The organism is uncultured Methylibium sp. (genome assembly GCF_902826655.1).
Taxonomy (GTDB): domain Bacteria; phylum Pseudomonadota; class Gammaproteobacteria; order Burkholderiales; family Burkholderiaceae_C; genus Methylibium.
This window is the reverse complement of record NZ_CADEFR010000012.1, coordinates 64,569-86,022: the sequence shown is the minus strand read 5'-3', so window position 1 is coordinate 86,022 and position 21,454 is coordinate 64,569. Positions and strand designations below refer to the sequence as shown.

General features: G+C 68.8%; 18 protein-coding genes. 14 read left to right on the top strand and 4 right to left on the bottom strand.

The genetic code is table 11. The features are described from left to right. The 10 genes from QZV97_RS07785 to pgi all read left to right on the top strand — a co-directional run. The coding region (locus QZV97_RS07785; RefSeq protein ID WP_295640859.1) for a glutamate synthase-related protein at positions 1-4,220 on the top strand (4,220 nt) is incomplete at its 5' end. Positions 4,221-4,241: 21 nt separating this feature from the next. After that, positions 4,242-5,720: a glutamate synthase subunit beta gene (locus QZV97_RS07780; protein ID WP_295640857.1), complete on the top strand. Its 1,479-nt coding sequence runs from the start codon at positions 4,242-4,244 to the stop codon at positions 5,718-5,720. A gap of 92 nt (positions 5,721-5,812) precedes the next feature. Further along, positions 5,813-6,649: an ABC transporter ATP-binding protein gene (locus QZV97_RS07775; RefSeq protein WP_295640855.1), complete on the top strand. Its 837-nt coding sequence runs from the start codon at positions 5,813-5,815 to the stop codon at positions 6,647-6,649. Further along, positions 6,646-7,428, top strand: coding sequence for a lipid asymmetry maintenance ABC transporter permease subunit MlaE (mlaE, locus tag QZV97_RS07770; RefSeq protein ID WP_295640853.1), 783 nt, complete (start codon positions 6,646-6,648; stop codon positions 7,426-7,428). The genes QZV97_RS07775 and mlaE overlap by 4 nt, the downstream gene beginning before the upstream one ends. A gap of 25 nt (positions 7,429-7,453) precedes the next feature. Beyond that, complete coding sequence (gene mlaD / locus QZV97_RS07765) at positions 7,454-7,936, top strand: outer membrane lipid asymmetry maintenance protein MlaD (protein WP_295640851.1); 483 nt, start codon at positions 7,454-7,456, stop codon at positions 7,934-7,936. Beyond that, positions 7,933-8,715 (top strand): VacJ family lipoprotein, encoded by a 783-nt coding sequence (locus QZV97_RS07760; RefSeq protein ID WP_295640849.1) that lies wholly within the window; start codon positions 7,933-7,935, stop codon positions 8,713-8,715. The genes mlaD and QZV97_RS07760 overlap by 4 nt, the downstream gene beginning before the upstream one ends. 136 nt (positions 8,716-8,851) lie before the next feature. Continuing rightward, a complete protein-coding gene (locus tag QZV97_RS07755; RefSeq protein ID WP_295640847.1) occupies positions 8,852-9,481 on the top strand; it encodes a phospholipid-binding protein MlaC in 630 nt (209 codons plus the stop codon). Positions 9,482-9,493: 12 nt separating this feature from the next. Beyond that, positions 9,494-9,784: an STAS domain-containing protein gene (locus tag QZV97_RS07750; RefSeq protein ID WP_295640845.1), complete on the top strand. Its 291-nt coding sequence runs from the start codon at positions 9,494-9,496 to the stop codon at positions 9,782-9,784. A gap of 63 nt (positions 9,785-9,847) precedes the next feature. Continuing rightward, positions 9,848-10,714, top strand: a complete 867-nt coding sequence (locus QZV97_RS07745; RefSeq protein ID WP_295640843.1) for a transaldolase family protein — start codon at positions 9,848-9,850, stop codon at positions 10,712-10,714. Then, positions 10,711-12,342: a glucose-6-phosphate isomerase gene (gene pgi, locus QZV97_RS07740; protein ID WP_295640841.1), complete on the top strand. Its 1,632-nt coding sequence runs from the start codon at positions 10,711-10,713 to the stop codon at positions 12,340-12,342. Before QZV97_RS07745 ends, pgi begins: the two co-directional genes overlap by 4 nt. On the opposite strand, the gene QZV97_RS07735 is transcribed toward pgi, so the two are convergent. The 3 genes from QZV97_RS07735 to QZV97_RS07725 form a co-directional block, all read right to left on the bottom strand. Then, positions 12,339-13,538 (bottom strand): M20 aminoacylase family protein, encoded by a 1,200-nt coding sequence (locus QZV97_RS07735; protein WP_295640839.1) that lies wholly within the window; start codon positions 13,536-13,538, stop codon positions 12,339-12,341. The genes pgi and QZV97_RS07735 overlap by 4 nt on opposite strands. 61 nt (positions 13,539-13,599) lie before the next feature. After that, the gene (locus tag QZV97_RS07730; protein WP_295640836.1) at positions 13,600-14,727 is read right to left on the bottom strand and encodes an ABC transporter substrate-binding protein; all 1,128 of its coding nucleotides are present in this window, start codon (positions 14,725-14,727) and stop codon (positions 13,600-13,602) included. Between the two features lie 18 nt (positions 14,728-14,745). Next, complete coding sequence (locus tag QZV97_RS07725) at positions 14,746-15,873, bottom strand: ABC transporter substrate-binding protein (RefSeq protein WP_295640834.1); 1,128 nt, start codon at positions 15,871-15,873, stop codon at positions 14,746-14,748. A gap of 166 nt (positions 15,874-16,039) precedes the next feature. On the opposite strand from QZV97_RS07725, the gene QZV97_RS07720 reads away from it, so the two are divergent. Genes QZV97_RS07720 through QZV97_RS07710 form a run of 3 tightly spaced genes read left to right on the top strand, consistent with a single transcriptional unit; the run spans position 16,040 to position 19,554 of the window. After that, positions 16,040-18,109, top strand: coding sequence for a molybdopterin oxidoreductase family protein (locus QZV97_RS07720; protein ID WP_295640832.1), 2,070 nt, complete (start codon positions 16,040-16,042; stop codon positions 18,107-18,109). 4 nt (positions 18,110-18,113) lie between these two features. After that, entirely contained in the window at positions 18,114-19,196 is a 1,083-nt protein-coding gene (locus QZV97_RS07715; protein ID WP_295640830.1) for an aminopeptidase, read from the top strand. A 16-nt stretch (positions 19,197-19,212) separates the two neighbouring features. After that, positions 19,213-19,554 carry a polyhydroxyalkanoic acid system family protein gene (locus QZV97_RS07710; RefSeq protein WP_295640828.1) on the top strand — a complete coding sequence of 114 codons (342 nt, stop codon included), beginning with the start codon at positions 19,213-19,215 and terminating at the stop codon, positions 19,552-19,554. Positions 19,555-19,558: 4 nt separating this feature from the next. Here the strand turns inward: QZV97_RS07710 and QZV97_RS07705 are convergent, their stop codons facing one another. After that, complete coding sequence (locus QZV97_RS07705) at positions 19,559-19,813, bottom strand: acyl-CoA-binding protein (protein WP_295640825.1); 255 nt, start codon at positions 19,811-19,813, stop codon at positions 19,559-19,561. 116 nt (positions 19,814-19,929) lie between these two features. Between QZV97_RS07705 and QZV97_RS07700 the strand changes: the two genes are divergently transcribed. Beyond that, positions 19,930-21,378 (top strand): wax ester/triacylglycerol synthase family O-acyltransferase, encoded by a 1,449-nt coding sequence (locus QZV97_RS07700; RefSeq protein WP_295640823.1) that lies wholly within the window; start codon positions 19,930-19,932, stop codon positions 21,376-21,378. Positions 21,379-21,454 lie beyond the last annotated feature (76 nt).

Below are 21,454 nucleotides of genomic sequence, written 5' to 3'. Positions count from 1 at the left end.
AGCTCTACGTGATCCGCAAGACCGCCAGCAGCGCCATCCAGGCGCTCAAGCTCACCCACAGCCACGAGTACTACGTGCCCAGCATGAGCTGCCGCACGGTGATCTACAAGGGCCTGCTGCTGGCCAACCAGGTCGGCACCTACTACAAGGACCTGTCCGACGAGCGTGTCGTCTCGTCGCTGGCGCTCGTGCACCAGCGCTTCTCGACCAACACCTTCCCCGAATGGCCGCTGGCCCACCCCTACCGGATGGTGGCGCACAACGGCGAGATCAACACCGTCAAGGGCAACTTCAACTGGATGCGCGCGCGGCAGGGCGTGATGAAGTCCCCCGTGCTCGGCGACGACCTGAACAAGCTCTACCCGATCAGCTTCGAAGGCCAGTCCGACACCGCAACCTTCGACAACGCGCTCGAGCTGCTGACGATGGCAGGCTATCCGCTGGCCCATGCGGCGATGATGATGATCCCCGAGGCCTGGGAGCAGCACACGACGATGGACGAGCGCCGTCGCGCGTTCTACGAGTACCACGCCGCGATGCTCGAGCCCTGGGACGGCCCGGCCGCGATGGTGTTCACCGACGGCCGGCAGATCGGCGCCACGCTCGACCGCAACGGCCTGCGCCCGGCGCGCTACATCGTCACCGACGACGACCTGGTGGTCATGGCCTCGGAGTCCGGCGTGCTGCCGATCCCCGAGAACAAGATCGTCAAGAAGTGGCGCCTCCAGCCCGGCAAGATGTTCCTGATCGACCTCGAGCAGGGCCGCATCGTCGACGACGAGGAGTTGAAGACGACCTATGCCTCGGCCAAGCCCTACCGGCAGTGGATCGAGAACGTGCGCATCAAGCTCGAGGACGTGCAGGCGCCGTCCGATGACGCGCCGGCCTTCGCCGAAACCTTGCTCGACCGCCAGCAGGCCTTCGGCTACACGCAGGAGGACCTGAAGTTCCTGATGAGCCCGATGGCCCAGGCCGGCGAGGAGGGCATCGGCTCGATGGGCAACGACTCGCCGCTGGCCGTGCTGTCCGACAAGAACAAGCCGCTGTACAACTACTTCAAGCAGATGTTCGCGCAGGTCACGAACCCGCCGATCGACCCGATCCGCGAAGCCATCGTGATGTCGCTGAACAGTTTCATCGGCCCCAAGCCCAACCTGCTGGACATCAACGCGGTGAACCCGCCGATGCGGCTGGAGGTCTCGCAGCCCATCCTCGACTTCGAGGACATGGCGCGCCTGCGCACGATCGAGAAGCCGACGCACGGCAAGTTCAAGTCCTACGAACTCGACATCATCTACCCGTTCGCCTGGGGCGACGAGGGCGTCGAGGCGAAGCTGGCCTCCCTGTGCGCCGAGGCGGTGGACGCGATCAAGAGCGGCCACAACATCCTCATCATCACGGACCGCCGGATGAGCCGCGACTTCGTCGCCATCCCGGCGCTGCTGGCGCTGTCGGCCATCCACCAGCACCTCGTCCGCGAGGGCTTGCGCACGACGGCCGGCCTCGTTGTCGAGACGGGCTCGGCACGCGAGGTCCATCACTTCGGCGTGCTGGCGGGCTATGGCGCCGAAGCCGTGCATCCCTACCTGGCGATGGAGACGCTGGTCGCCTTGCACAAGGAGTTGCCGGGCGACCTCAGCGCCGACAAGGCGATCTACAACTACGTCAAGGCGATCGGCAAGGGCCTGTCGAAGATCATGTCCAAGATGGGCGTGTCGACCTACATGTCCTATTGCGGCGCGCAGCTCTTCGAGGCGATCGGCCTGGAGAAGGGGCTGGTCGAGAAGTACTTCCGCGGCACGGCCTCGCAGGTCGGCGGCATCGGCGTCTTCGAGGTGGCCGAGGAAGGCATCCGCATGCACAAGGCGGCCTTCGGCGACGACCCGGTGCTGGAGGGCATGCTGGACGCCGGCGGCGAGTACGCCTGGCGCGCACGTGGCGAAGAGCACATGTGGACGCCCGACGCGATCGCCAAGCTGCAGCACAGCGCGCGTGCGAACAAGTTCGAGACCTACAAGGAATACGCGCAGCTGATCAACGACCAGTCGCGCCGGCACATGACACTGCGCGGGCTGTTCGAGTTCAAGGTCGATCCCGGCAAGGCGATTCCGCTCGACGAGGTCGAGCCGGCCGCCGAGATCGTGAAGCGTTTCGCCACCGGGGCGATGTCGCTCGGCTCGATCTCGACCGAGGCGCATTCCACGCTCGCGATCGCGATGAATCGCATCGGCGGCAAGTCCAACACCGGCGAGGGCGGCGAGGATCCGGCGCGGTACCGCAACGAACTCAAGGGCATCCCGATCACCGCCGGCACCAAGGTGTCCGACGTGATCGGCGCCAAGGTCATCGAGGCCGACTACGAGTTGAAGGACGGCGACAGCCTGCGCTCCAGGATCAAGCAGGTGGCCTCGGGCCGGTTCGGCGTGACGACCGAGTACCTGGTCTCGGCCGACCAGATCCAGATCAAGATGGCCCAGGGCGCCAAGCCGGGCGAAGGCGGCCAGCTGCCGGGCGGCAAGGTGTCGGACTACATCGGCATGCTGCGCTACAGCGTGCCGGGCGTGGGCCTCATCAGCCCGCCGCCACACCACGACATCTATTCGATCGAGGATCTGGCGCAACTCATCCACGACCTCAAGAACGCCAACCCGCGTGCGTCGATCAGCGTCAAGCTGGTGTCCGAAGTCGGTGTCGGCACGATCGCAGCCGGCGTCGCGAAGGCGAAGTCGGATCATGTGGTGATCGCCGGCCACGACGGCGGCACCGGCGCCTCGCCGTGGTCGAGCATCAAGCACGCCGGGACTCCCTGGGAGCTGGGCCTCGCCGAAACCCAGCAGACGCTGGTGCTCAACGGTCTGCGCGGTCGCATCCGTGTGCAGGCCGATGGCCAGATGAAGACCGGCCGCGATGTCGTCATCGGCGCACTGCTCGGCGCCGACGAGTTCGGCTTCGCGACCGCGCCGCTGGTCGTCGAGGGCTGCATCATGATGCGCAAGTGCCACCTCAACACCTGTCCGGTGGGAGTGGCCACGCAGGACCCGGTGCTGCGGCGCAAGTTCGCCGGCAAGCCCGAGCATGTCGTCAACTTCTTCTTCTTCGTCGCCGAGGAAGCGCGCCAGATCATGGCGCAGCTGGGCATCCGCAAGTTCGACGACCTGATCGGCCGCGCCGACCTGCTCGACACGAAGAAGGGCATCGCTCACTGGAAGGCCAAGGGCCTGGACTTCAGCCGCGTCTTCCATCTGCCCAAGGTCGCGGCCGACGTGCCGCGCCGGCAGGTCGACGAGCAGGACCATGGCCTGGCGCGCGCGCTCGACGTCAAGCTGATCGAGAAGTGCAAGCCGGCGATCGAGCGCGGCGAGAAGGTGCAGTTCATCGACGAGGCGCGCAACGTCAACCGCACGGTGGGCGCGATGCTGTCGGGCGAGCTGATCCGCCATCGCCCCGAGGGCCTGCCCGACCACACGATCTTCATGCAGCTCGAGGGCACGGGCGGCCAGAGCTTCGGCGCTTTCCTGGCGCAGGGCATCACGCTCTACCTGATCGGCGACGCCAACGACTACACCGGCAAGGGCCTGTCGGGCGGCCGTGTGGTGGTGCGGCCGAGCATCGAGTTCCGCGGTGACGCGACGCAGAACATCATCGTCGGCAACACCGTGCTCTACGGTGCGACCAGCGGCGAGGCCTTCTTCCGCGGCGTGGCGGGCGAGCGCTTCGCGGTGCGGCTGTCGGGCGCCACCGCGGTGGTCGAAGGCACCGGCGATCATGGCTGCGAGTACATGACCGGCGGCACCGTCGTCGTACTCGGCAAGACCGGTCGAAACTTCGCGGCCGGCATGTCGGGCGGCATGGCGTATGTCTACGACGAAGACGGCACGTTCGCGACCCGCTGCAACACGGCGATGGTCGCGCTCGACAAGGTCCTGCCGGCCGACGAGCAGCGCGCATCGCAGGATGCCGCGATCTTCCACAAGGGCGTGGCCGACGAACTGCTGCTGCGCAAGCTGATCGAGGACCACCACAAGTGGACCGGGTCACTGCGTGCACGCGAGATCCTCGACCACTGGGTCCAGGCGCGTGGCCGCTTCGTCAAGGTCTTCCCGAGCGAGTACAAGCGCGCGCTCGGCGAACTGGGTGCCAAGAGAGAGGCCACCGAGACGATCGCCAAGGCCAGAGGCAGCGAGAAGAAGGCCGCCGGCAAGGCCGTGCCGGCCAAGTAATCGATCACAGGAATCAGCAACATGGGCAAGGTCACCGGTTTCCTGGAATTCGAACGGCTCGAAGAGGGCTACGCGCCGGTCGCCGAGCGCGTCAAGCACTACAAGGAATTCGTCATCGGCCTCAAGGACGATGAGGCGCGGGTGCAGGGCGCACGCTGCATGGACTGCGGCACGCCGTTCTGCAACTCGGGCTGCCCGGTCAACAACATCATCCCGGACTTCAACGACCTGGTGTATCGCGGAGACTGGAAGAACGCGATCGCGGTTCTGCACTCGACCAACAACTTCCCCGAGTTCACCGGACGCATCTGCCCGGCACCCTGCGAAGCCGCCTGCACGCTCAACGTCAACGACGATCCGGTGGGCATCAAGTCGATCGAGCACGCGATCATCGATCGCGCCTGGGCCGAGGGCTGGGTGCAGCCGCAGCCGGCGAAGCACAAGACCGGCCGCAAGGTCGCGGTCGTCGGCTCCGGCCCTGCCGGCATGGCCGCGGCCCAGCAGCTGGCGCGTGCCGGCCACGACGTGACGCTGTTCGAGAAGAACGATCGCATCGGCGGCCTGCTGCGCTACGGCATCCCCGACTTCAAGATGGAGAAGTCGCACATCGACCGGCGCGTCGACCAGATGAAGGCCGAAGGCGTGAGTTTCCGCACCGGTGTGCTGGTCGGCCACCTGCCGGAAGGCAGCAAGGTCACCAACTGGGCCAAGGAGATCATCGCCCCCCAGCAGCTGCTCGCCGAGTTCGATGCGGTCCTGCTGACCGGCGGGGCGGAACAGTCGCGCGATCTGCCGGTACCGGGCCGCGATCTGGACGGCGTCCACTTCGCGATGGAGTTCCTGCCGCAGCAGAACAAGATCAATGCCGGGGACAAGCTGAAGTCGCAGTTGCGGGCCGACGGCAAGCACGTGATCGTGATCGGCGGCGGCGACACCGGCAGCGACTGCGTGGGCACCAGCAATCGCCATGGCGCGAAGAGCGTGACGCAGTTCGAGCTGCTGCCTCAGCCGCCCGAGGAAGAGGACAAGCCGCTGACCTGGCCGTACTGGCCCGTCAAGCTGCGCACCAGTTCCAGCCACGAGGAAGGCTGCGAGCGCGAGTTCGCGATCGCCACCAAGGAGTTCATCGGCGGCGACGGCAAGGACCAGGGCCGGGTCACGGCGCTGAAGACCGTCCGTGTGGAATGGCAGGGCGGCAAGATGGTCGAGGTGCCCGGCAGCGAGCAGGTCCTGAAGGCCGATCTGGTGCTGCTGGCCATGGGGTTCGTCAACCCGGTCGCGTCCATCCTCGAGGGCTTCGGCGTCGAGAAGGATGCGCGCGGCAACGCCAGGGCCGGCACGGACTTCATCGGCGGCTACAAGACCAACGTGGCCAAGGTCTTCGCGGCCGGCGACATGCGGCGCGGGCAGTCGCTGGTCGTCTGGGCGATCCGCGAGGGCCGCCAGGCCGCGCGGGCCGTCGACGAGTTCCTGATGGGCTGCAGCGACCTGCCCCGCTAGCCCGGGCCGGGTGGCACCGGGCCGACGCGGCTCGGTGTTATCCCCTATCATCCCGGCGGCCGCGTCCCCATGACGCCGGCCCCCTCCGGCCCATGACAAGTCCAACAGCGCCGTCGAGTCCCGACCGCTCCCCCGCTCTCGTCGAAATCAGGCAGGTCACCTGCGGCTATGGCGATCGCGTCATCCTGCGCGATGTCGACCTGGTCGTGCCGCGCGGCAGCGTGGTGGCGCTGATGGGAACCTCGGGCGGTGGCAAGACGACCGTGCTGCGGCTGATCGGCCGGCAGATCGACCCGATGAGCGGCCAGGTGCTGTTCGACGGGACCGACCTGGCGACTCTGGACCGCGACGGCCTCTACGCCGCGCGGCGCCGCATGGGCATGCTGTTCCAGTTCGGGGCGCTGTTCACCGATCTCTCGGTGTTCGACAACGTGGCGTTTCCGCTGCGCGAGCACAGTGGGCTGTCCGAATCGATGATCCGCGACCTGGTGCTGATGAAGCTCAACGCGGTGGGACTGCGCGGCGCGCGCGACCTGATGCCCAGCCAGGTCTCGGGCGGCATGGCGCGCCGTGTCGCGCTGGCGCGGGCCATCGCGCTCGACCCCGAACTGATGCTCTACGACGAGCCCTTCGCCGGCCTGGATCCGATCTCGATGGGCGTGGCGGCGCGGCTGATCAAGGAGCTGAACCAGTCGCTGGGGATCACGAGCATCGTCGTATCGCACGACGTCGACGAGACCTTCGGGATCGCCGACCACGTGGTCTTCATCGCCAACGGCGGTGTCGTCGCGCAAGGCACGCCGACCGAGATGCGAGAGAGCAGCGATCCGCTGGTGCGCCAGTTCGTCGATGCCGAGCCCGACGGTCCGGTGCGCTTCCACTACCCCGCGACGGCCGTCGGCGAGGATTTCGGCGTGGGGGCCCGATGAGCTGGTACCAACCCGCCGACGTCGGCCTGGCCGTGCGGAGCAAGCTCGCGGACATCGGCGCGGCGACGCGGCTCTTCGCGCGGCTGGCGGCCAGCGCCGCCAGCGCCTTCCAGCGCGTGCGGCTGATCGTCGACCAGGTCCACTTCCTCGGCAACCACTCGCTGGCCATCATCACCGTCTCGGGGCTGTTCGTCGGCTTCGTGCTCGGGCTGCAGGGCTACTACACGCTGCAACGCTACGGTTCGTCGGAAGCGCTCGGCCTGCTGGTGGCGCTGTCGCTGGTGCGCGAACTCGGGCCGGTCGTCACCGCGCTGCTGTTCGCCGGCCGCGCCGGCACCTCGTTGACTGCCGAGATCGGCCTGATGAAGGCCGGCGAGCAACTGACCGCGATGGAGATGATGGCCGTCGACCCCGTGCAGCGCGTGCTGGCTCCACGCTTCTGGGGTGGCGTGATCGTGATGCCCTTGCTGGCCGCGGTGTTCAGCGCGGTCGGCATCATCGGCGGCTATGTCGTCGGCGTCCTGCTGATCGGCATCGACGCCGGCGGCTTCTGGTCGCAGATGCAGGGCGGCGTGGACGTGTTCAAGGACGTCGGCAACGGCATCGTCAAGAGCGTGGTGTTCGGCATCACCGTCACCTTCGTCGCGCTGTGGCAGGGCTACACCTGCCAGCCGACGCCCGAAGGCGTGTCGCGAGCCACGACGCGCACCGTGGTGGTCGCCTCGCTGGCGGTGCTGGGCCTCGACTTCGTGCTGACCGCGATGATGTTCTCCATCTGAGGCATCGCGCACCAGGAGAGACAAGATGCAGAAATCCAAGAACGACCTCTGGGTCGGCCTGTTCGTGATGATCGGCGCGGCCGCGATCCTGTTCCTCGCGCTGAAGGCCGGCAACCTGCTGAGCCTGAGCTTCGAGGACACGTACACGGTCTCGGCGCGCTTCGACAACATCGGTGGCCTCAAGGTTCGGGCACCGGTCAAGAGCGCCGGCGTGGTCGTGGGCCGCGTGGCGGCGATCGGCTTCGACACGACCACCTACCAGGCCCGCGTCGACCTGGACTTCGAGAAGCGCTTCAGCTTTCCGAAGGACAGCTCGGCCAAGATCCTCACGTCCGGCCTGCTCGGCGAGCAGTACATCGGCATCGAACCCGGGGCCGAGGAGAAGCTGCTTGCCGGCGGCGACAAGATCTCGATGACGCAGTCCGCCGTGGTGCTGGAGAACCTGATCAGCCAGTTCCTCTACGACAAGGCCGCGGACACCGGCACGGCCGAGGGGGGCAAGAAGTGACGCGATCGTCCCCTCGACGCCTGGTCGCGCTCGCGGTGGGCGCCAGCCTGCTGCTGGCGGGCTGTGCGACCGCGCAGCGCCCCGACCCGCTCGAGAAGCTCAACCGGCAGGTCTTCGCCTTCAACGAGGGTGTCGACAAGTACGTGATCGTGCCGCCGGCCACGGTCTATCGCGACATCGTGCCTCAGACCATCCGGCTCGGCGTCAGCAACTTCTTCAACAACCTGCGTGACGCGTGGTCGGCGGTGAACCTGGTGTTGCAGGGCCGCTTCGGCGACGGCGCCAGCGACTTCATCCGCTTCGGCACCAACACCGTGCTGGGCGCCGGCGGATTCGTCGACTGGGCCAGCGAGCTGGGTCTCGATCCGCACTACGAGGACTTCGGTCAGACGCTGGGCCGCTGGGGCGTGCCGGCCGGCGCCTACCTGGTGCTGCCGATCCTCGGTCCGTCGACGATCCGCGATGTGGTCGGCCTGCCGGTGGACATCAAGGCGTCGCCGGACCAGATCGCCCACTCGATCGCGGTGCGCAACACGCTGACGGCCGTGCGGGTCGTCAACGCCCGGGCCAACCTGCTGGGTGCGACCGGCCTGCTCGACGACATCGCACTCGACAAGTACACCTTCATCCGGGACGCCTACCTGCAGCGTCGGCGCAGCCTGATCTACGACGGCGCTCCGCCCGACGGCGACAACGAGCGCTACGATCTGCCGCTGCCGGCGGCTCCGGGCGCGAGTGCCGCGCCGGCGCCTGCGGCCGCGAGCGCGCCGGATCGCTGAGCAGTCGTGCTGACCGGCGTCCACCGGGGTGCCGGCGCGTGCGTTGAGATGCAACGCCTTGTAGCGTGGTGAACCCGGTCCCCGGTCCGCGCCTCCAAGCAGATCATCATGTGAGCGATCACTGCAGAAAGGTTCTATGAAGAAACGTCAATTCCTCGCTCGCCTGGCCGCCACGGGCCTCGTGTCGCTGGGCTTGCTGCAGTCGCCGGTCCGCGCCGAAGTCCAGACTCCGGATGCGCTGGTCAAGCAGGTCTCGACCGAGGTCATCGACAGCGTGAAGGCCGACAAGGCCATCCAGGCCGGTGACCTGAAGAAGATCATGGCCCTGGTCGACGCCAAGGTGCTGCCGCACGTCAACTTCCAGCGCATGACGGCGTCGGCCGTCGGTCGCTACTGGCGTCAGGCCAGCCCCGAGCAGCAGCAGAAGCTGCAGGCCGAGTTCAAGACCCTGCTGGTGCGCACCTATTCGGGCGCACTGACCCAGGTCCGCGATCAGGTCGTGGAGTTGCGGCCGCTGCGCAGCAAGCCCGAGGACACCGAGGTCGTCGTGCGCACCGAGGTCAAGGGACGCGGTGATGCGATCCAGCTGGACTATCGCCTGGAGAAGACTTCCGACGGCTGGAAGATCTACGACGTCAACGTGCTCGGCGTGTGGCTGGTCGAGAACTACCGCAACAGCTTCGCGCAGGAGATCTCGGCCAACGGCATCGACGGCCTGATCGCCAAGCTGGCCGAGCGCAACAAGGCGGCGGCCGCCAAGAGCTGAGGCCGGCGAGCGATGACGACGCTGCTGCTGCCCGACACGCTGACCTTGCGCGAGGCGCGCGACACGCTGCGACTGCTCAAGGTCTCGCTCGAACGCGAGGCCGAGCCGCTGCTGGTCATCGACGGCTCGCAGCTGCAGCACTTCGACTCCAGCGCGCTGGCCGTGCTGATCGAGTGCCGGCGGCTGGCCCAGGCCTGGGGCAAGCGCTACGAACTGCGTTCCCTGCCGCAGCACCTGCGCGAGCTGGCCGAGCTGTACGGAATCGCCGAATTGCTCACGCAGGAAGACGCCAGCGTCGCCTGACCCTCGGTCGGGCGACGGCGGGCTGCGGTCTATCATCGTCGCGACGGCTCTTGCCGATGTCGCATGCCCAGCCAACTCGAGCAGCTCCAGCTTCTCTCGCCCGTGGTCGCCGACACCGCACGGTTCGGCCGGTTGAGCGCGTTCGCGCCGCACGCCGCGAGCCTTGGCATGGCGCGTGTCCTCGAGGCGCTGGACGACCCTGTCTGCGCGCCGCTGCTGGCGCAGACCGTCGCGACCCATCGCGGCCAGCCGCCTGATGCACTGCTCGACCGGCTGCTCGTGCGTTTCGGCTGCGAGCTGCTCGGCGTCGTGCCGGGCTGGGTCTCCACCGAGCTCGACGCGCGCTCGAGCTTCGACACCGCCGCGATCGTCGCGCGTGCCCAGCGCATCGCCAGCCTGTACGAATCCGAAGGCCTGCCGCCCGACCGGCTGCGGGTGCGCATCCCCGCGACCTGGGAGGGCCTCCAGGCCGCCAAGGCCCTGGGCCACCACGGCGTGCACACCCACCTGGCCTGCGTCTTCGCACCGTGCCAGGCGGTGGCGGCCGGCGAGGCCGGCGTGCCGCTGCTGTCGGCGGGTGCCGATGTGGCGGCCGGCGTCTGGCGCTACTTCCGCAAGTTCGGCGTCGATACCGAGGTCATGGCCGACGGCCTGAACGACGTCGCGCAGGCGCTGGCGCTGAGCGGTTGCGACCTGATCGCGCTCGACCTCGACCTGCTGGCGCAGTTGCAGGCCAGCCAGGCGCCGCTGGCCCGCGCCCTGGATCCCGATGCAGCGCTTCATTGCGATGCCAAGGCCTCGAGCTACAACGAGCCGAGCTTTCGCTACGCCTTGAACGACGATGCCGTGGCGAGCGAGCGGCTGGCATCCGGCGTGCGGGCCGCTGCGGCCGACGCGCAGCGGCTCGAGCAGCGGATCCGCGCGCTGTGAGTCGCGCCGTGGCCTGCGACCAGACGGCAGCCTGGAGCGCGCTGCAGGGGCATTTCCAGGCGCATGGCCGCGACTTCGACCTGCGCGAGGCCTTTGCCCGCGATCCGCACCGCCACACGTCCCTCAGCTTCGAAGCCCCGTCGGTCTTCGCCGACCTGTCGAAGAACCTGCTCGACACCGCCACGCTGCATTTCCTGCTGGACCTCGCCCGGGAGACGGGGCTCGAGGCGCGCCGCGATCGCATGCTGGCCGGCGAGCCGGTCAACGACAGCGAGTCGCGCGCGGTGCTGCACACGGCACTGCGTGCCCCGCGCGGCAGCGCGCCGTTCTCGGCGGAGGTGCATGCGACGCTGGATGCGATGCTGGCCTACGCCGACCGGGTCCGGCAGGTCGAGTCCAGCGGCATCCGCGACGTCGTGAACATCGGGATCGGCGGCTCCGACCTGGGTCCGCAGATGGCGGCAGCGGCACTGGCGGGCTATGCCCATCCACAACTGAACAGCCATTTCGTCGCCAACGTCGACGGCCACGACCTGGGTCCGCTGCTGCGGCGGCTCGATCCGCGGCACACGCTGTTCGTCGTCGCCTCCAAGACCTTCACGACGCAGGAGACGATGGCCAACGCGCAGGCCGCCAAGGCCTGGTTCCTGGCAGCTGGCGGCACCGACATCGCGAAGCACTTCGTCGCCACGACCACCAACGTCGAGGCCGCCGCGGCCTTCGGGATCACCACCAGCTTCGGCTTCTGGGACTGGGTCGGCGGTCGCTACTCGCTGTGGTCGGCGATCGGCCTGCCGCTGGCGATCGCGATCGGTGCCGACCACTTCCGCGCGATGCTGGCTGGCGCGCATGCGATGGACCGCCACTTCGCCGAGGCGCCGCTCGAGCGCAACCTGCCCGTGCTGCTGGGCCTGCTCGACGTCTGGTACCGCAACTTCCACGGCTTCGCGAGCCGCAGCGTTGCGCCATACCACCAGGGCCTGCGGCGTCTGCCGGCCTACCTGCAGCAGCTCGAGATGGAGAGCAACGGCAAGCGCGTCGACGCGCAGGGCGAGGCGCTGCGCGTCGCGACGGCGCCGGTCGTCTGGGGCGAGCCCGGGACCAACGGCCAGCACGCCTACTTCCAGATGCTGCACCAGGGCACGGACACGATCCCGGTCGAGTTCATCGCGGTGCGCGCGACCAGCCACGGCCCGCTCGGCTTCGCGCCAGCGGTACGGGCCGCGTTCGAGGACCAGCATCGCAAGCTGCTGGCCAACTGCCTGGCGCAATCGCAGGCGCTGATGCTGGGCAAGACGGCGCAGGAAGCCCTGCTCGAGTCGCCGTCGACCGCCTCGCCGCAGATGTCGCGGCAGGCCGTCGCGCGGCATCGCAGCTTCCCCGGCAATCGACCCAGCACGACGCTGCTGCTCGATCGTCTCGACCCGACGAGCCTCGGGGCGCTGGTCGCCCTCTACGAGCACCGTGTCTTCAGCAGCGGGGCGGTCTGGGGCATCAACAGCTTCGACCAGTGGGGCGTCGAACTGGGCAAGGTGCTGTGCAATCAGCTGCTGCCGCGCCTGGACAGCGGCGATGTGACGGGCCTCGACGCGTCGACGGCCGGCCTGCTGGCGCGCCTGCGCGACTAGCCGGGCGCCGCCGGGGCGAGCCAGCGCTCGGCCAGGCGCACCCACAGCGTCGCACCCAGCGGGATCAGGTCGTCGTTGAAGTCGTAACTGGGGTTGTGCAGCATGCAGGGACCCAGCCCGTGGCCGCCTTCGCGATGCGCGCCGTCGCCGTTGCCGATCACGAAGTAGCAGCCGGGCCGGTGCTGCAGGTAATAGCTGAAGTCCTCGGCGCCCATCGTCGGCTCGAACTCGAGCACGTTCTCGGGACCGACGACGTCGGCCATCACCGTGCGCGCGAACGCGGTCTCTGCCGCATGGTTGATCGTCGGCGGGTAGTTGCGCGAGAACTCGAACTCGCAGCCGGCCTCGAAGGCGGCGCAGGTCTGCTCGGCGACGATCCTCATGCGGCGCTCGATCAGGTCGAGGACCTCCGTGGTGAAGGTGCGCACCGTGCCCTCGAGCACGCAGTGGTCGGGCACCACGTTCGTGGCCTCGCCGGTGTGGATCATCGTCACCGAGATCACGCCGGTGTCCAGCGGCCGCTTGTTGCGCGTGATGATGGTCTGGAAGGCCTGCACCATCTGGCAGGCCACCGGCACCGGATCGATGCCCAGGTGCGGCATCGCGCCGTGCGAGCCCTTGCCGCGGATCGTGATCTTGAACTCGTTGCTGCTGGCGAAGACCGGCCCGGCCCGGAGCGCGAACTGGCCGGCCCCGAGCCCCGGCCAGTTGTGGGCACCGAACACCGCCTCCATGGGGAACCGGTCGAACAGGCCGTCCTTGATCATCTCGCGCGCGCCGCCGCCGCCTTCCTCGGCCGGCTGGAAGATCAGGTAGACGGTGCCGTCGAAGTGGCGGTGCCGGGCCAGGTGCTTGGCCGCCGCCAGCAGCATCGCCGTGTGGCCGTCGTGGCCGCAGGCGTGCATCTTGCCGGGGTGCTTGCTGGCGTGCGCGAAGCGGTTGTGCTCGGTGATGGGCAGCGCGTCGATGTCGGCGCGCAGGCCCACGGCGCGCGACGACGAGCCGTTCTTCACGATGCCCACGACGCCGGTCGTGCCCAGGCCGCGGTGCACCGGGATGCCCCAGTCGGCGAGCGCCTTCGCGATGACGTCGGAGGTGCGCTGCTCCTGGAAGCACAGCTCCGGATGGGCGTGCAGGTCGCGGCGGATGGCGGCGACGGCCGCGCTGTCGGCGAGGATGGATTCGATCAACTGCATCGTGCGCTCCTCAGGGCTGGCGCCCTCGAGCGGCGATGGTAGCGCCGGGGCGGCGCCCGGTTCAGCGCCTGACGCGTCCGTCCTGGGTCAGGATGGTCATCTCGGCAAAGGTCGATCCGGTGTGCTTGCGGGCGTTGAAGTCGACGAAGAAGCCGCCGAGGTCGTGCTCTCGCAGGTTCTCCAGCCCGCCGACCAGGTCCTCGCGCGAAGCGCCGGTGGTGCGCCGCAGGGCTTCGGCCAGCACCTTGGCGGCGACATAGCCTTCCATGCTGCTGTAGTTGACCTCGAAGTCCGCCGCGCCCTGCCCGGCGGCCAGGTACTCGCCGGCCAGCGGCGACACCGGGGCGAAGGGATAGGGCATCACCTGGCTGACGACGACGCCGCGCGCGTCGGCGCCCAGCTCGCGGCTGAGCGCCGCCGTGCCGACGAAGCTGACGTTGTAGAAGCCGCCGCCGTAGCCGGCCTTGCGCGCTGCGCGGATGAAGGCGGCGCAGCTCTTGTAGGCGCTGATCTGGACCACGGCCTCGGGTCCGGCCCCGGTGATGGCCTTGACGGCGTCGGCCACCTCGACCGAATTGCGCTCGACCGTGGCCGTGGCCACCGGCGTCAGCCCCAGCGTCTTCATCGCGCGGGTCACGCCGTCCAGGCCGGCCTGGCCGTAGCTGTCGTTCTGGTGGAAGACCGCGATCTTCTTCGTGCCCAGCGAGGCCAGCTGGTTGACGATGCGCGCGGTCTCGTCGAAGTAGGACGCGCGCACGTGGAAGGCGTAGCGGTTGAACGGATCGCGCAGGGCCTGCGCACCGGTGAAGGGGGCGACGAAGGGGACCTTGGCCGCGGTGGCCAGCGGCAGCGCCGCCAGGCTGGTGGGCGTGCCGATGTAGCCGAACAGTGCGAACACCTCTTCGCGGATCAGGCGTTCGGTGTTGGCCTTGCAACGCTCGGGCTCGTAGCCGTCGTCCAGGCTGCGCAGCTCGATCACGCGGCCGTTGATGCCGCCGCGCGCGTTGAGGCGCTCGAAGTAGAGCTTCGCGCCGCGCTGGAATTGCAGGCCCAGCTCGGCGGCCGGGCCGCTGAGCGCTGCCGACTGTCCCAGCACGATGCGGTTGCGCTCGGCCTGGGCCTGTGTCGGCAGGGCGAGCGTTGCGGCAGCAGCGCCGCCGAGTCGTTGGATGAACTGGCGGCGTTGCATGTTGCACTGCTCCTGCGTTTAGCGGCGGACCTTGCCGTCTTCGGTCAGCATCGACAGGTCGACGAAGCTCGAGGCCACGTGGTCGCGCGGCCCGAAGTTGACGTTGAATCCACCGAAGTTGGCGCTGTTGATCGATTCGAGGCCGTTGATGAGCGCTTCGCGCGACGGGTTGCGCCCGGCGCGCCTCAGGCCCTCGGCGAATACCTTCGCCGCCAGGTAGCCTTCCATGCTCGAGTAGTTTGCGGTGGCATCGGCGCCGGCCTTGCGGACGGCCTCCAGGTACTCGCGCGCGATCGGCGTCGTGGTGCTGAAGGGGAAGGGCATCACCTGGCTCACCATGACGCCGCGGCCTTCGCGGCCCAGCTCGTCGGCCAGGGCCTGCGTGCCCACGAAGCTCACGTTGTAGAAGGTGCCGCCGTAGCCGGCCTTGCGGGCCTCGCGGATGAAGGCCGCGCAGCTCTTGTAGGCGCTGATCTGCACCACGGCGTTGGGTTGCTTCGGCACGATCTCCGCCACCGCCTTGGCCACGTCGACGGTGTTGCGCTGCACCGTGCCCAGCGCGACCGGCGACAGGTTCAGCGCCTTCAGCGCGCGCGTCACGCCTTCCAGGCCGGCCTTGCCGTAGGCGTCGTCCTGGTAGAAGACCGCGATCTTGTTCAGGCCCAGCGAGGTCAGCTGCTTCACGATCAGCGCCGTCTCGTCGTAGTACGAGCCACGCAGGTGGAAGACATAGCGGCTGAACGGATCGCGCAGCGCCTCGGCACCGGTGAACGGCCCGAAGAACGGGATCTTGGCTTCGTTGATCAGGGGCAGCGCGGCCAGGCAGGTCGGCGTGCCGACGTAGCCGAAGAGCGCGAACACCTCGTCCTTGATGAACTTCTCGGTGTTGGCCTTGCAGCGATCGGGCTCGTAGCCGTCGTCGGCGGTGCGCAGGTCGATCGAATGGTTGTTGATGCCGCCGCTGGCGTTGACCTGGTCGAAGAAGATCCTCGCGCCCTTGTTCATCTGGATGCCCAGCTGCGCGGCCGGGCCGCTGAACGCGGCCGACTGTCCCAGCACGATGGTCCGACCCTCCTGGGCCAGGGCGGGCAGGGCCAGACTGGCCCCGGTGGCGGCGATCTGCCGGATCAGGTCGCGACGGTTCATGCGGGTTCCCAACAACAGCGTCTAAGTGCTTGCTTCGCCAAGACTTAATGGCTGGCTTGCGAATCGCTGAAGAGAATAGCCGCGGGGTCCCGGCATTGCTAGCGACATATGTCCGTTCGACCACAACTCGCCGAGTCCCCGGCCGCGCGTGTGACATGATTTCGTGATGAGTTCCACTGTTCGCGAAACGGAGCGCGTCGTCCGCGGCGCCTGCCCGCACGACTGCCCCGACACCTGCGCGCTGCGCATCACCGTCGAAGGCGATCGCGTCACCCGGGTGCAGGGCGATCCCGACCATCCGACGACGCACGGCGCGCTGTGCACCAAGGTCTCGCGCTACGCCGAGCGGACCTATCACGCCGAGCGGGTGCTGCACCCGCTCAAGCGCGTCGGGCCCAAGGGGCGCGGCGAGTTCGTGCGCGTCGGCTGGGACGAGGCGCTGGCCGATATCGCCGGCCGGCTGGCCGCCATCGCAGCGCGCGACCCCGAGGCCGTCGTCCCGTACAGCTATGCCGGGACCATGGGTCTGGTGCAGGGCGAGAGCATGGCCCAGCGCTTCTTCCACCGGCTCGGCGCGTCGCTGCTCGATCGCACGATCTGCGCCAGCGCCGGCGCCGAGGCCCTGACCCAGAGCTACGGCGGCAAGGTCGGCATGCATGTCGAGCATTTCGCCGAGGCCCGGCTGATCCTGATCTGGGGCAGCAACAGCATCGCGTCCAACCTGCACTTCTGGACCTACGCGCAGCAGGCCAAGCGCAACGGCGCGCGCTTGATCTGCATCGATCCGCGCCGTACCGAGACGGCGGACAAGTGCCACCAGCACATCGCGCTGCGCCCCGGGACCGACGGGGCGCTGGCGCTGGGCCTGGTCCATGAACTGATCCGCGACGACGCCCTGGACCACGACTACATCGAGCGGTACGTCGAGGGCTGGCCGGCGCTGCGCGACAAGGCCCTGGCCTGGACGCCCGAACGCGCCGCCGAGGTCTGCGGCCTGACGCCCGACGAGGTGCGCGGCTTGGCACGCGACTACGCCGCGGCGAAGCCGGCCGCGATCCGCCTCAACTACGGTATGCAGCGCGTGCGCGGTGGCGGCAACGCGGTGCGCCTGATCGCGACACTGCCCTGCCTGGTCGGCGCGTGGCGGCATCGGGCCGGCGGTCTGCTGCTGTCGAGCAGCGGCTGGTACCCGATAGCCCACGCGGCGCTGCAGCGGCCGGACCTGCTGGGCGCACGGCGGCCGCGCACCATCAACATGAGCACGATCGGCGACGAGCTGCTGCGCGAGGCCTCGCCCGCCTTCGGCCCGAGGATCGAGGCGCTGGTCGTCTACAACAGCAACCCGGTCGCGGTGGCGCCCGAGTCGCCGAAGGTGGTGCGGGGGTTCGCGCGCGAGGACCTGTTCACCGTGGTGCTCGAGCACTTCCTCACCGATACCGCCGATCACGCCGACTACGTGCTGCCGGCGACCACGCAGCTCGAGCACCTGGACGTGCACCGCAGCTACGGCCACACCTCGGTGCTGATCAACGAGGCGGCGGTCGCGCCGCTCGGCGAGGCGCTGCCCAACACCGAGATCTTCCGCCGCCTGGCCGCCCGCATGGGCTACGGCGACGCCTGCTTCGCCGACGACGACGAAGCGCTGGCTCGCCAGGCCTTCGGCGAGCGTGTGCGCTTCGAGGACCTGCGGGAGCGCGGCTGGGTGCAGCTGCCGCTGCCCGAGGCGCCGTTCGCGCAGGGCGGTTTCCCGACCCCCAGCGGCCGCTGCCGCGTCGAGGCGCCGGGCATCGCCTGCCCCGACTTCCTGCCCAACCACGAGTCCGCGCTCAGCACCCCCGAGCTGGCCGCGCGCTACCCGCTGGCGATGATCTCGCCGCCGGCGCGCAACTTCCTCAACTCCAGCTTCGTCAACGTCAAGAGCCTGCGCGACATCGAGGGCGAGCCGCTGCTCGAGATCCATGCCGACGATGCGGCCCCGCGCGGCATCGTCGACGGCGCGCTGGTGCGCGTGTTCAACGACCGCGGCGAGTACTTCTGCAAGGCCTCGCTCGGCGGGCGGGCGCGGCCCGGCGTCGTCAACGGCCTGGGCATCTGGTGGCGCAAGCTCGGCCTGCGCGGCAGCAACGTCAACGAGCTGACGCACCAGCGGCTGACCGACCTGGGACGTGCGCCGAGCTTCTACGACTGCCTGGTGGACGTCCACTCCGTTGCGGCTTCGCCGCGTCCGCTCGGTTGATCGAGTGCTGCGTCGAGCCTCGCTGGTCGCCCTGGTCGTTGCGACGCTGGCGCTCGTCGGGAGCGGCTGCGCGCAGATCGGCTACCTGTCGCAGTCGGTCGCAGGCCACCTGGGTGTGATGCGCGCGGCGCGGCCGGTCGAGACCTGGCTGGCCGACGCTGCCACGCCGGCCGAGCTGCGCGAGCGCCTGCTGCTGACGCAGCGGATGCGCGACTTCGCGGTGCGCGAACTCGCGCTGCCCGACAACGCCAGCTACCGCCGCTACGCCGACCTGAAACGCCCGGCCGTGGTCTGGAACGTCGTCGCCGCGCCCGAGCTGTCGCTGCAGCTGAAGACCTGGTGCTTTCCGGTCGTCGGCTGCGTGGGCTACCGCGGCTACTTCGACCGCACCGACGCCGACTCCCACGCGACCGAACTGAAGGCGCAGGGACTCGAGGTCAGCGTCTACGGCGTGCCGGCCTACTCCACCCTGGGCAAGCTGCCGTTCGACTTCTTCGCGGACCCGCTGCTCAGCACCTTCATCCGCTACCCCGAGGGCGAGCTCGCGCGCCTGATCTTCCACGAGCTGGCGCACCAGGTCGCGTACGCGAAGGACGACACCGAGTTCAACGAGAGCTTCGCCACCGCGGTCGAGCGCCTCGGTGGCACGCGCTGGCTGGAGCGCGAGGCCGCGCCCGCGGCCCGCGACGAGTACGCGCGCTTCGATGCGCGCCGCCGCGAGTTCCGCGCGCTGACGCTGGCGGCGCGCCAGAAGTTCGACGCGCTCTACCGCGGCCCCGGCACCGAGGCCGACAAGCGAGCCGGCAAGCAGCAACTGCTGGTCGAGTTGCGGGCCGAGCACCAGCGCCTGAAGGACGGCCCCTGGGCCGGTTACAGCGGCTACGACGCCTGGTTCGCCAACGCCAACAACGCCAGCCTCGGCGTGCAGGCCGCCTACAACGCCCTCGTGCCGGCCTTCGAGGCGCTGTTCGCCGCGCAGGGCCGCGACTTCCCGCGCTTCTATGCCGAAGTTGCGCGGCTCGCCGCCTTGCCCAAGGACGAGCGGCGCGCCACACTGGCGGCCACGCCGACAGCCTCGGCCGACTAGAACGAGGACGCAGAACATGCCCGACATCGCCCTGCAACGCCGCCACCAGCTGGGACTCAAGCGCGCGCGAGAGATCGCGTGGAAATGGGCCGAGGAAGTCGAAGCCAAGTTCGACATGGAGTGCACGGTCGAGGAGGGCGACGACGAGGATGTCGTGCACTTCACGCGCAGTGGCGTCAACGGCACGCTGCGCGTCACGGACGACGACTTCGATCTGAAGGCCCGGCTCGGCATCCTGCTGGGCGCGTTCTCCAAGACCATCCAGGGCGAGATCGAGAAGAACCTCGACGCCCTGCTGGCGGCCGAGGGCAAGAAGCCCAGGGCCGCGGCCGCCAAGAAAGGCGGCAAGAAGGGCTAGCGGCCTATTTGAGGCTTTCGATGAGGTCGATGTAGTCCTGCATCGCCGACTTGTCGTCCTTGCCCTTCACCTCGTTCCAGGCGTCCCACTTGGCGCGGCCGACCATGTCGGTGAAACCGGGCCGCTTGCCGTCGACATCGCCCGTGGTCGCCTGCTTGTACAGCGCGTAGATCTTCAGCAGGGTCATGTTGTCCGGCTTCTCGGGCAGGGACTTGGACTCGGCGACGGCTTTCTCGAAGGCGGCTTTCAGATCGGCCATGACGGACGCTCCCAGGCTGGGTGGTGGTGAAAATCGGATTGACGCTGTCGATGTTACCGAGCATCGTGCGGCCACACCACGAGCGACCCACAAGAGCAAACCCGAGGAGACCATCGATGGCCACCGCCCTTGTCCCCGCCACCCAGGGCGAGCGCATGTCGCGCGTCGACACCGCCTGGCTGCGCATGGACACGCCGTCCAACCTGATGATGATCATCGGCGTGTGGTTGCTCGAACCCGGGGTGTCGCACGAGGCGCTGTGTCAGCGCGTCGAAGAGCGGCTGCTCAAGTACAAGCGCTTTCGCCAGAAGGTGGTCGAGGACACCATGGGCGCGGCCTGGGTCACGGACCGCGGCTTCGACCTGCAGCGCCACGTGCTGCGAGAGACGCTGAAGCCGCGGCGCGGCCAGAGCCACCGCGAGGCGCTCGAGGCGCGCGCCGCCGAACTGGCGGCGACGCCGCTCGACCCGGCCTACCCGCTGTGGCAACTGCACCTGATCGAGGACTACCCCGACGTCGAAGGCCGCAAGGGCAGCGCGATGATCGCCCGCATCCACCACTGCATCGCCGACGGCATCGCGCTGATCTCGGTGATGCTGTCGATCACCGACGGCGGCAAGCCGCCGCCCGAGCGCGCGCAGCGGTCCGACGACGAGAAGGACTGGCTCAGCGATGCCGTCCTCAAGCCCATCACCGACGTCGCGATCAAGGCGATCGGTCTCTACGGCAGCGGCGTCACGAAGTCGATGGAGGCACTGTCCAAGCCGCAGGAGCTGTTCGGCTCGGTCGATCTCGCGCTGACCGGCGCGCAGGTGATCAAGGACGTCGCGGCGATGGCGCTGATGGACGACGACTCGCCGACGCGCCTGAAAGGCAAGCCCGGCACGGCCAAGCGCGTGGCCTGGTGCGAGCCGATCCCGCTGGACGACGTGCGCGCCGTGGGCAAAGCGCTGGGCGCGTCGATCAACGATGTGCTGCTGGCCTGCGCGGCCGGTGCGATCGGCGCCTACCTGCGCGGCAAGGGCGACGACACGGCAGGCCAGGAGATCCGCGCGATGGTGCCGGTGAACCTGCGGCCGATCGAGAAGGCCCATCAGCTCGGCAACCGCTTCGGCCTGGTGCCGCTGGTGCTGCCGATCGGCATCGCCAACCCGGTGCAGCGCGTCTACGCGGTGAAGCGCCGCATGAACGAGCTCAAGGGCAGCTACCAGCCGGTACTGGCCTTCGGCGTGCTGGCGGTGGCAGGTCTGCTGATCAAGCCGGTGCAGCACGCGCTGCTGAACCTGTTCGCGAAGAAGGCCACCGCGGTGATGACCAACGTGCCGGGCCCGAAGGAGCCGCTCAAGTTCTGCGGCTCGACCCTGCGCCAGACCATGTTCTGGGTGCCGCAGTCGGGCGACATCGGCATGGGCCTGTCGATCCTGTCCTACGGCGGCGGCGTGCAGTTCGGACTCATCACCGACTCGACCCTGTGCCCGGACCCCGAGAACATCATCGCGGGGTTCGCGCCCGAGTTCGAGCGGCTGCTGCTGACGACCTTGATGTTGCCGTGGGGTGAGGGTTGAGCATGGGGATGCAGCGCGCCGGGTCTCGCCCGGCGGGCGAGACCGGCGCAGCATCCCGCGGCCAGCGGAAGCAAGG

Excerpts from the sequence above, each read along its gene's own strand:
- QZV97_RS07780 (WP_295640857.1), top strand. The coding sequence starts at position 4,242 with ATGGGCAAGGTCACCGGTTTCCTGGAATTCGAACGGCTCGAAGAGGGC.
- QZV97_RS07775 (WP_295640855.1), top strand. The coding sequence starts at position 5,813 with ATGACAAGTCCAACAGCGCCGTCGAGTCCCGACCGCTCCCCCGCTCTC.
- mlaE (WP_295640853.1), top strand. The coding sequence starts at position 6,646 with ATGAGCTGGTACCAACCCGCCGACGTCGGCCTGGCCGTGCGGAGCAAG.
- mlaD (WP_295640851.1), top strand. The coding sequence starts at position 7,454 with ATGCAGAAATCCAAGAACGACCTCTGGGTCGGCCTGTTCGTGATGATC.
- QZV97_RS07755 (WP_295640847.1), top strand. The coding sequence starts at position 8,852 with ATGAAGAAACGTCAATTCCTCGCTCGCCTGGCCGCCACGGGCCTCGTG.
- QZV97_RS07750 (WP_295640845.1), top strand. The coding sequence starts at position 9,494 with ATGACGACGCTGCTGCTGCCCGACACGCTGACCTTGCGCGAGGCGCGC.
- QZV97_RS07745 (WP_295640843.1), top strand. The coding sequence starts at position 9,848 with ATGCCCAGCCAACTCGAGCAGCTCCAGCTTCTCTCGCCCGTGGTCGCC.
- QZV97_RS07735 (WP_295640839.1), bottom strand. The coding sequence starts at position 13,538 with ATGCAGTTGATCGAATCCATCCTCGCCGACAGCGCGGCCGTCGCCGCC.
- QZV97_RS07730 (WP_295640836.1), bottom strand. The coding sequence starts at position 14,727 with ATGCAACGCCGCCAGTTCATCCAACGACTCGGCGGCGCTGCTGCCGCA.
- QZV97_RS07725 (WP_295640834.1), bottom strand. The coding sequence starts at position 15,873 with ATGAACCGTCGCGACCTGATCCGGCAGATCGCCGCCACCGGGGCCAGT.
- QZV97_RS07720 (WP_295640832.1), top strand. The coding sequence starts at position 16,040 with ATGAGTTCCACTGTTCGCGAAACGGAGCGCGTCGTCCGCGGCGCCTGC.
- QZV97_RS07710 (WP_295640828.1), top strand. The coding sequence starts at position 19,213 with ATGCCCGACATCGCCCTGCAACGCCGCCACCAGCTGGGACTCAAGCGC.
- QZV97_RS07705 (WP_295640825.1), bottom strand. The coding sequence starts at position 19,813 with ATGGCCGATCTGAAAGCCGCCTTCGAGAAAGCCGTCGCCGAGTCCAAG.
- QZV97_RS07700 (WP_295640823.1), top strand. The coding sequence starts at position 19,930 with ATGGCCACCGCCCTTGTCCCCGCCACCCAGGGCGAGCGCATGTCGCGC.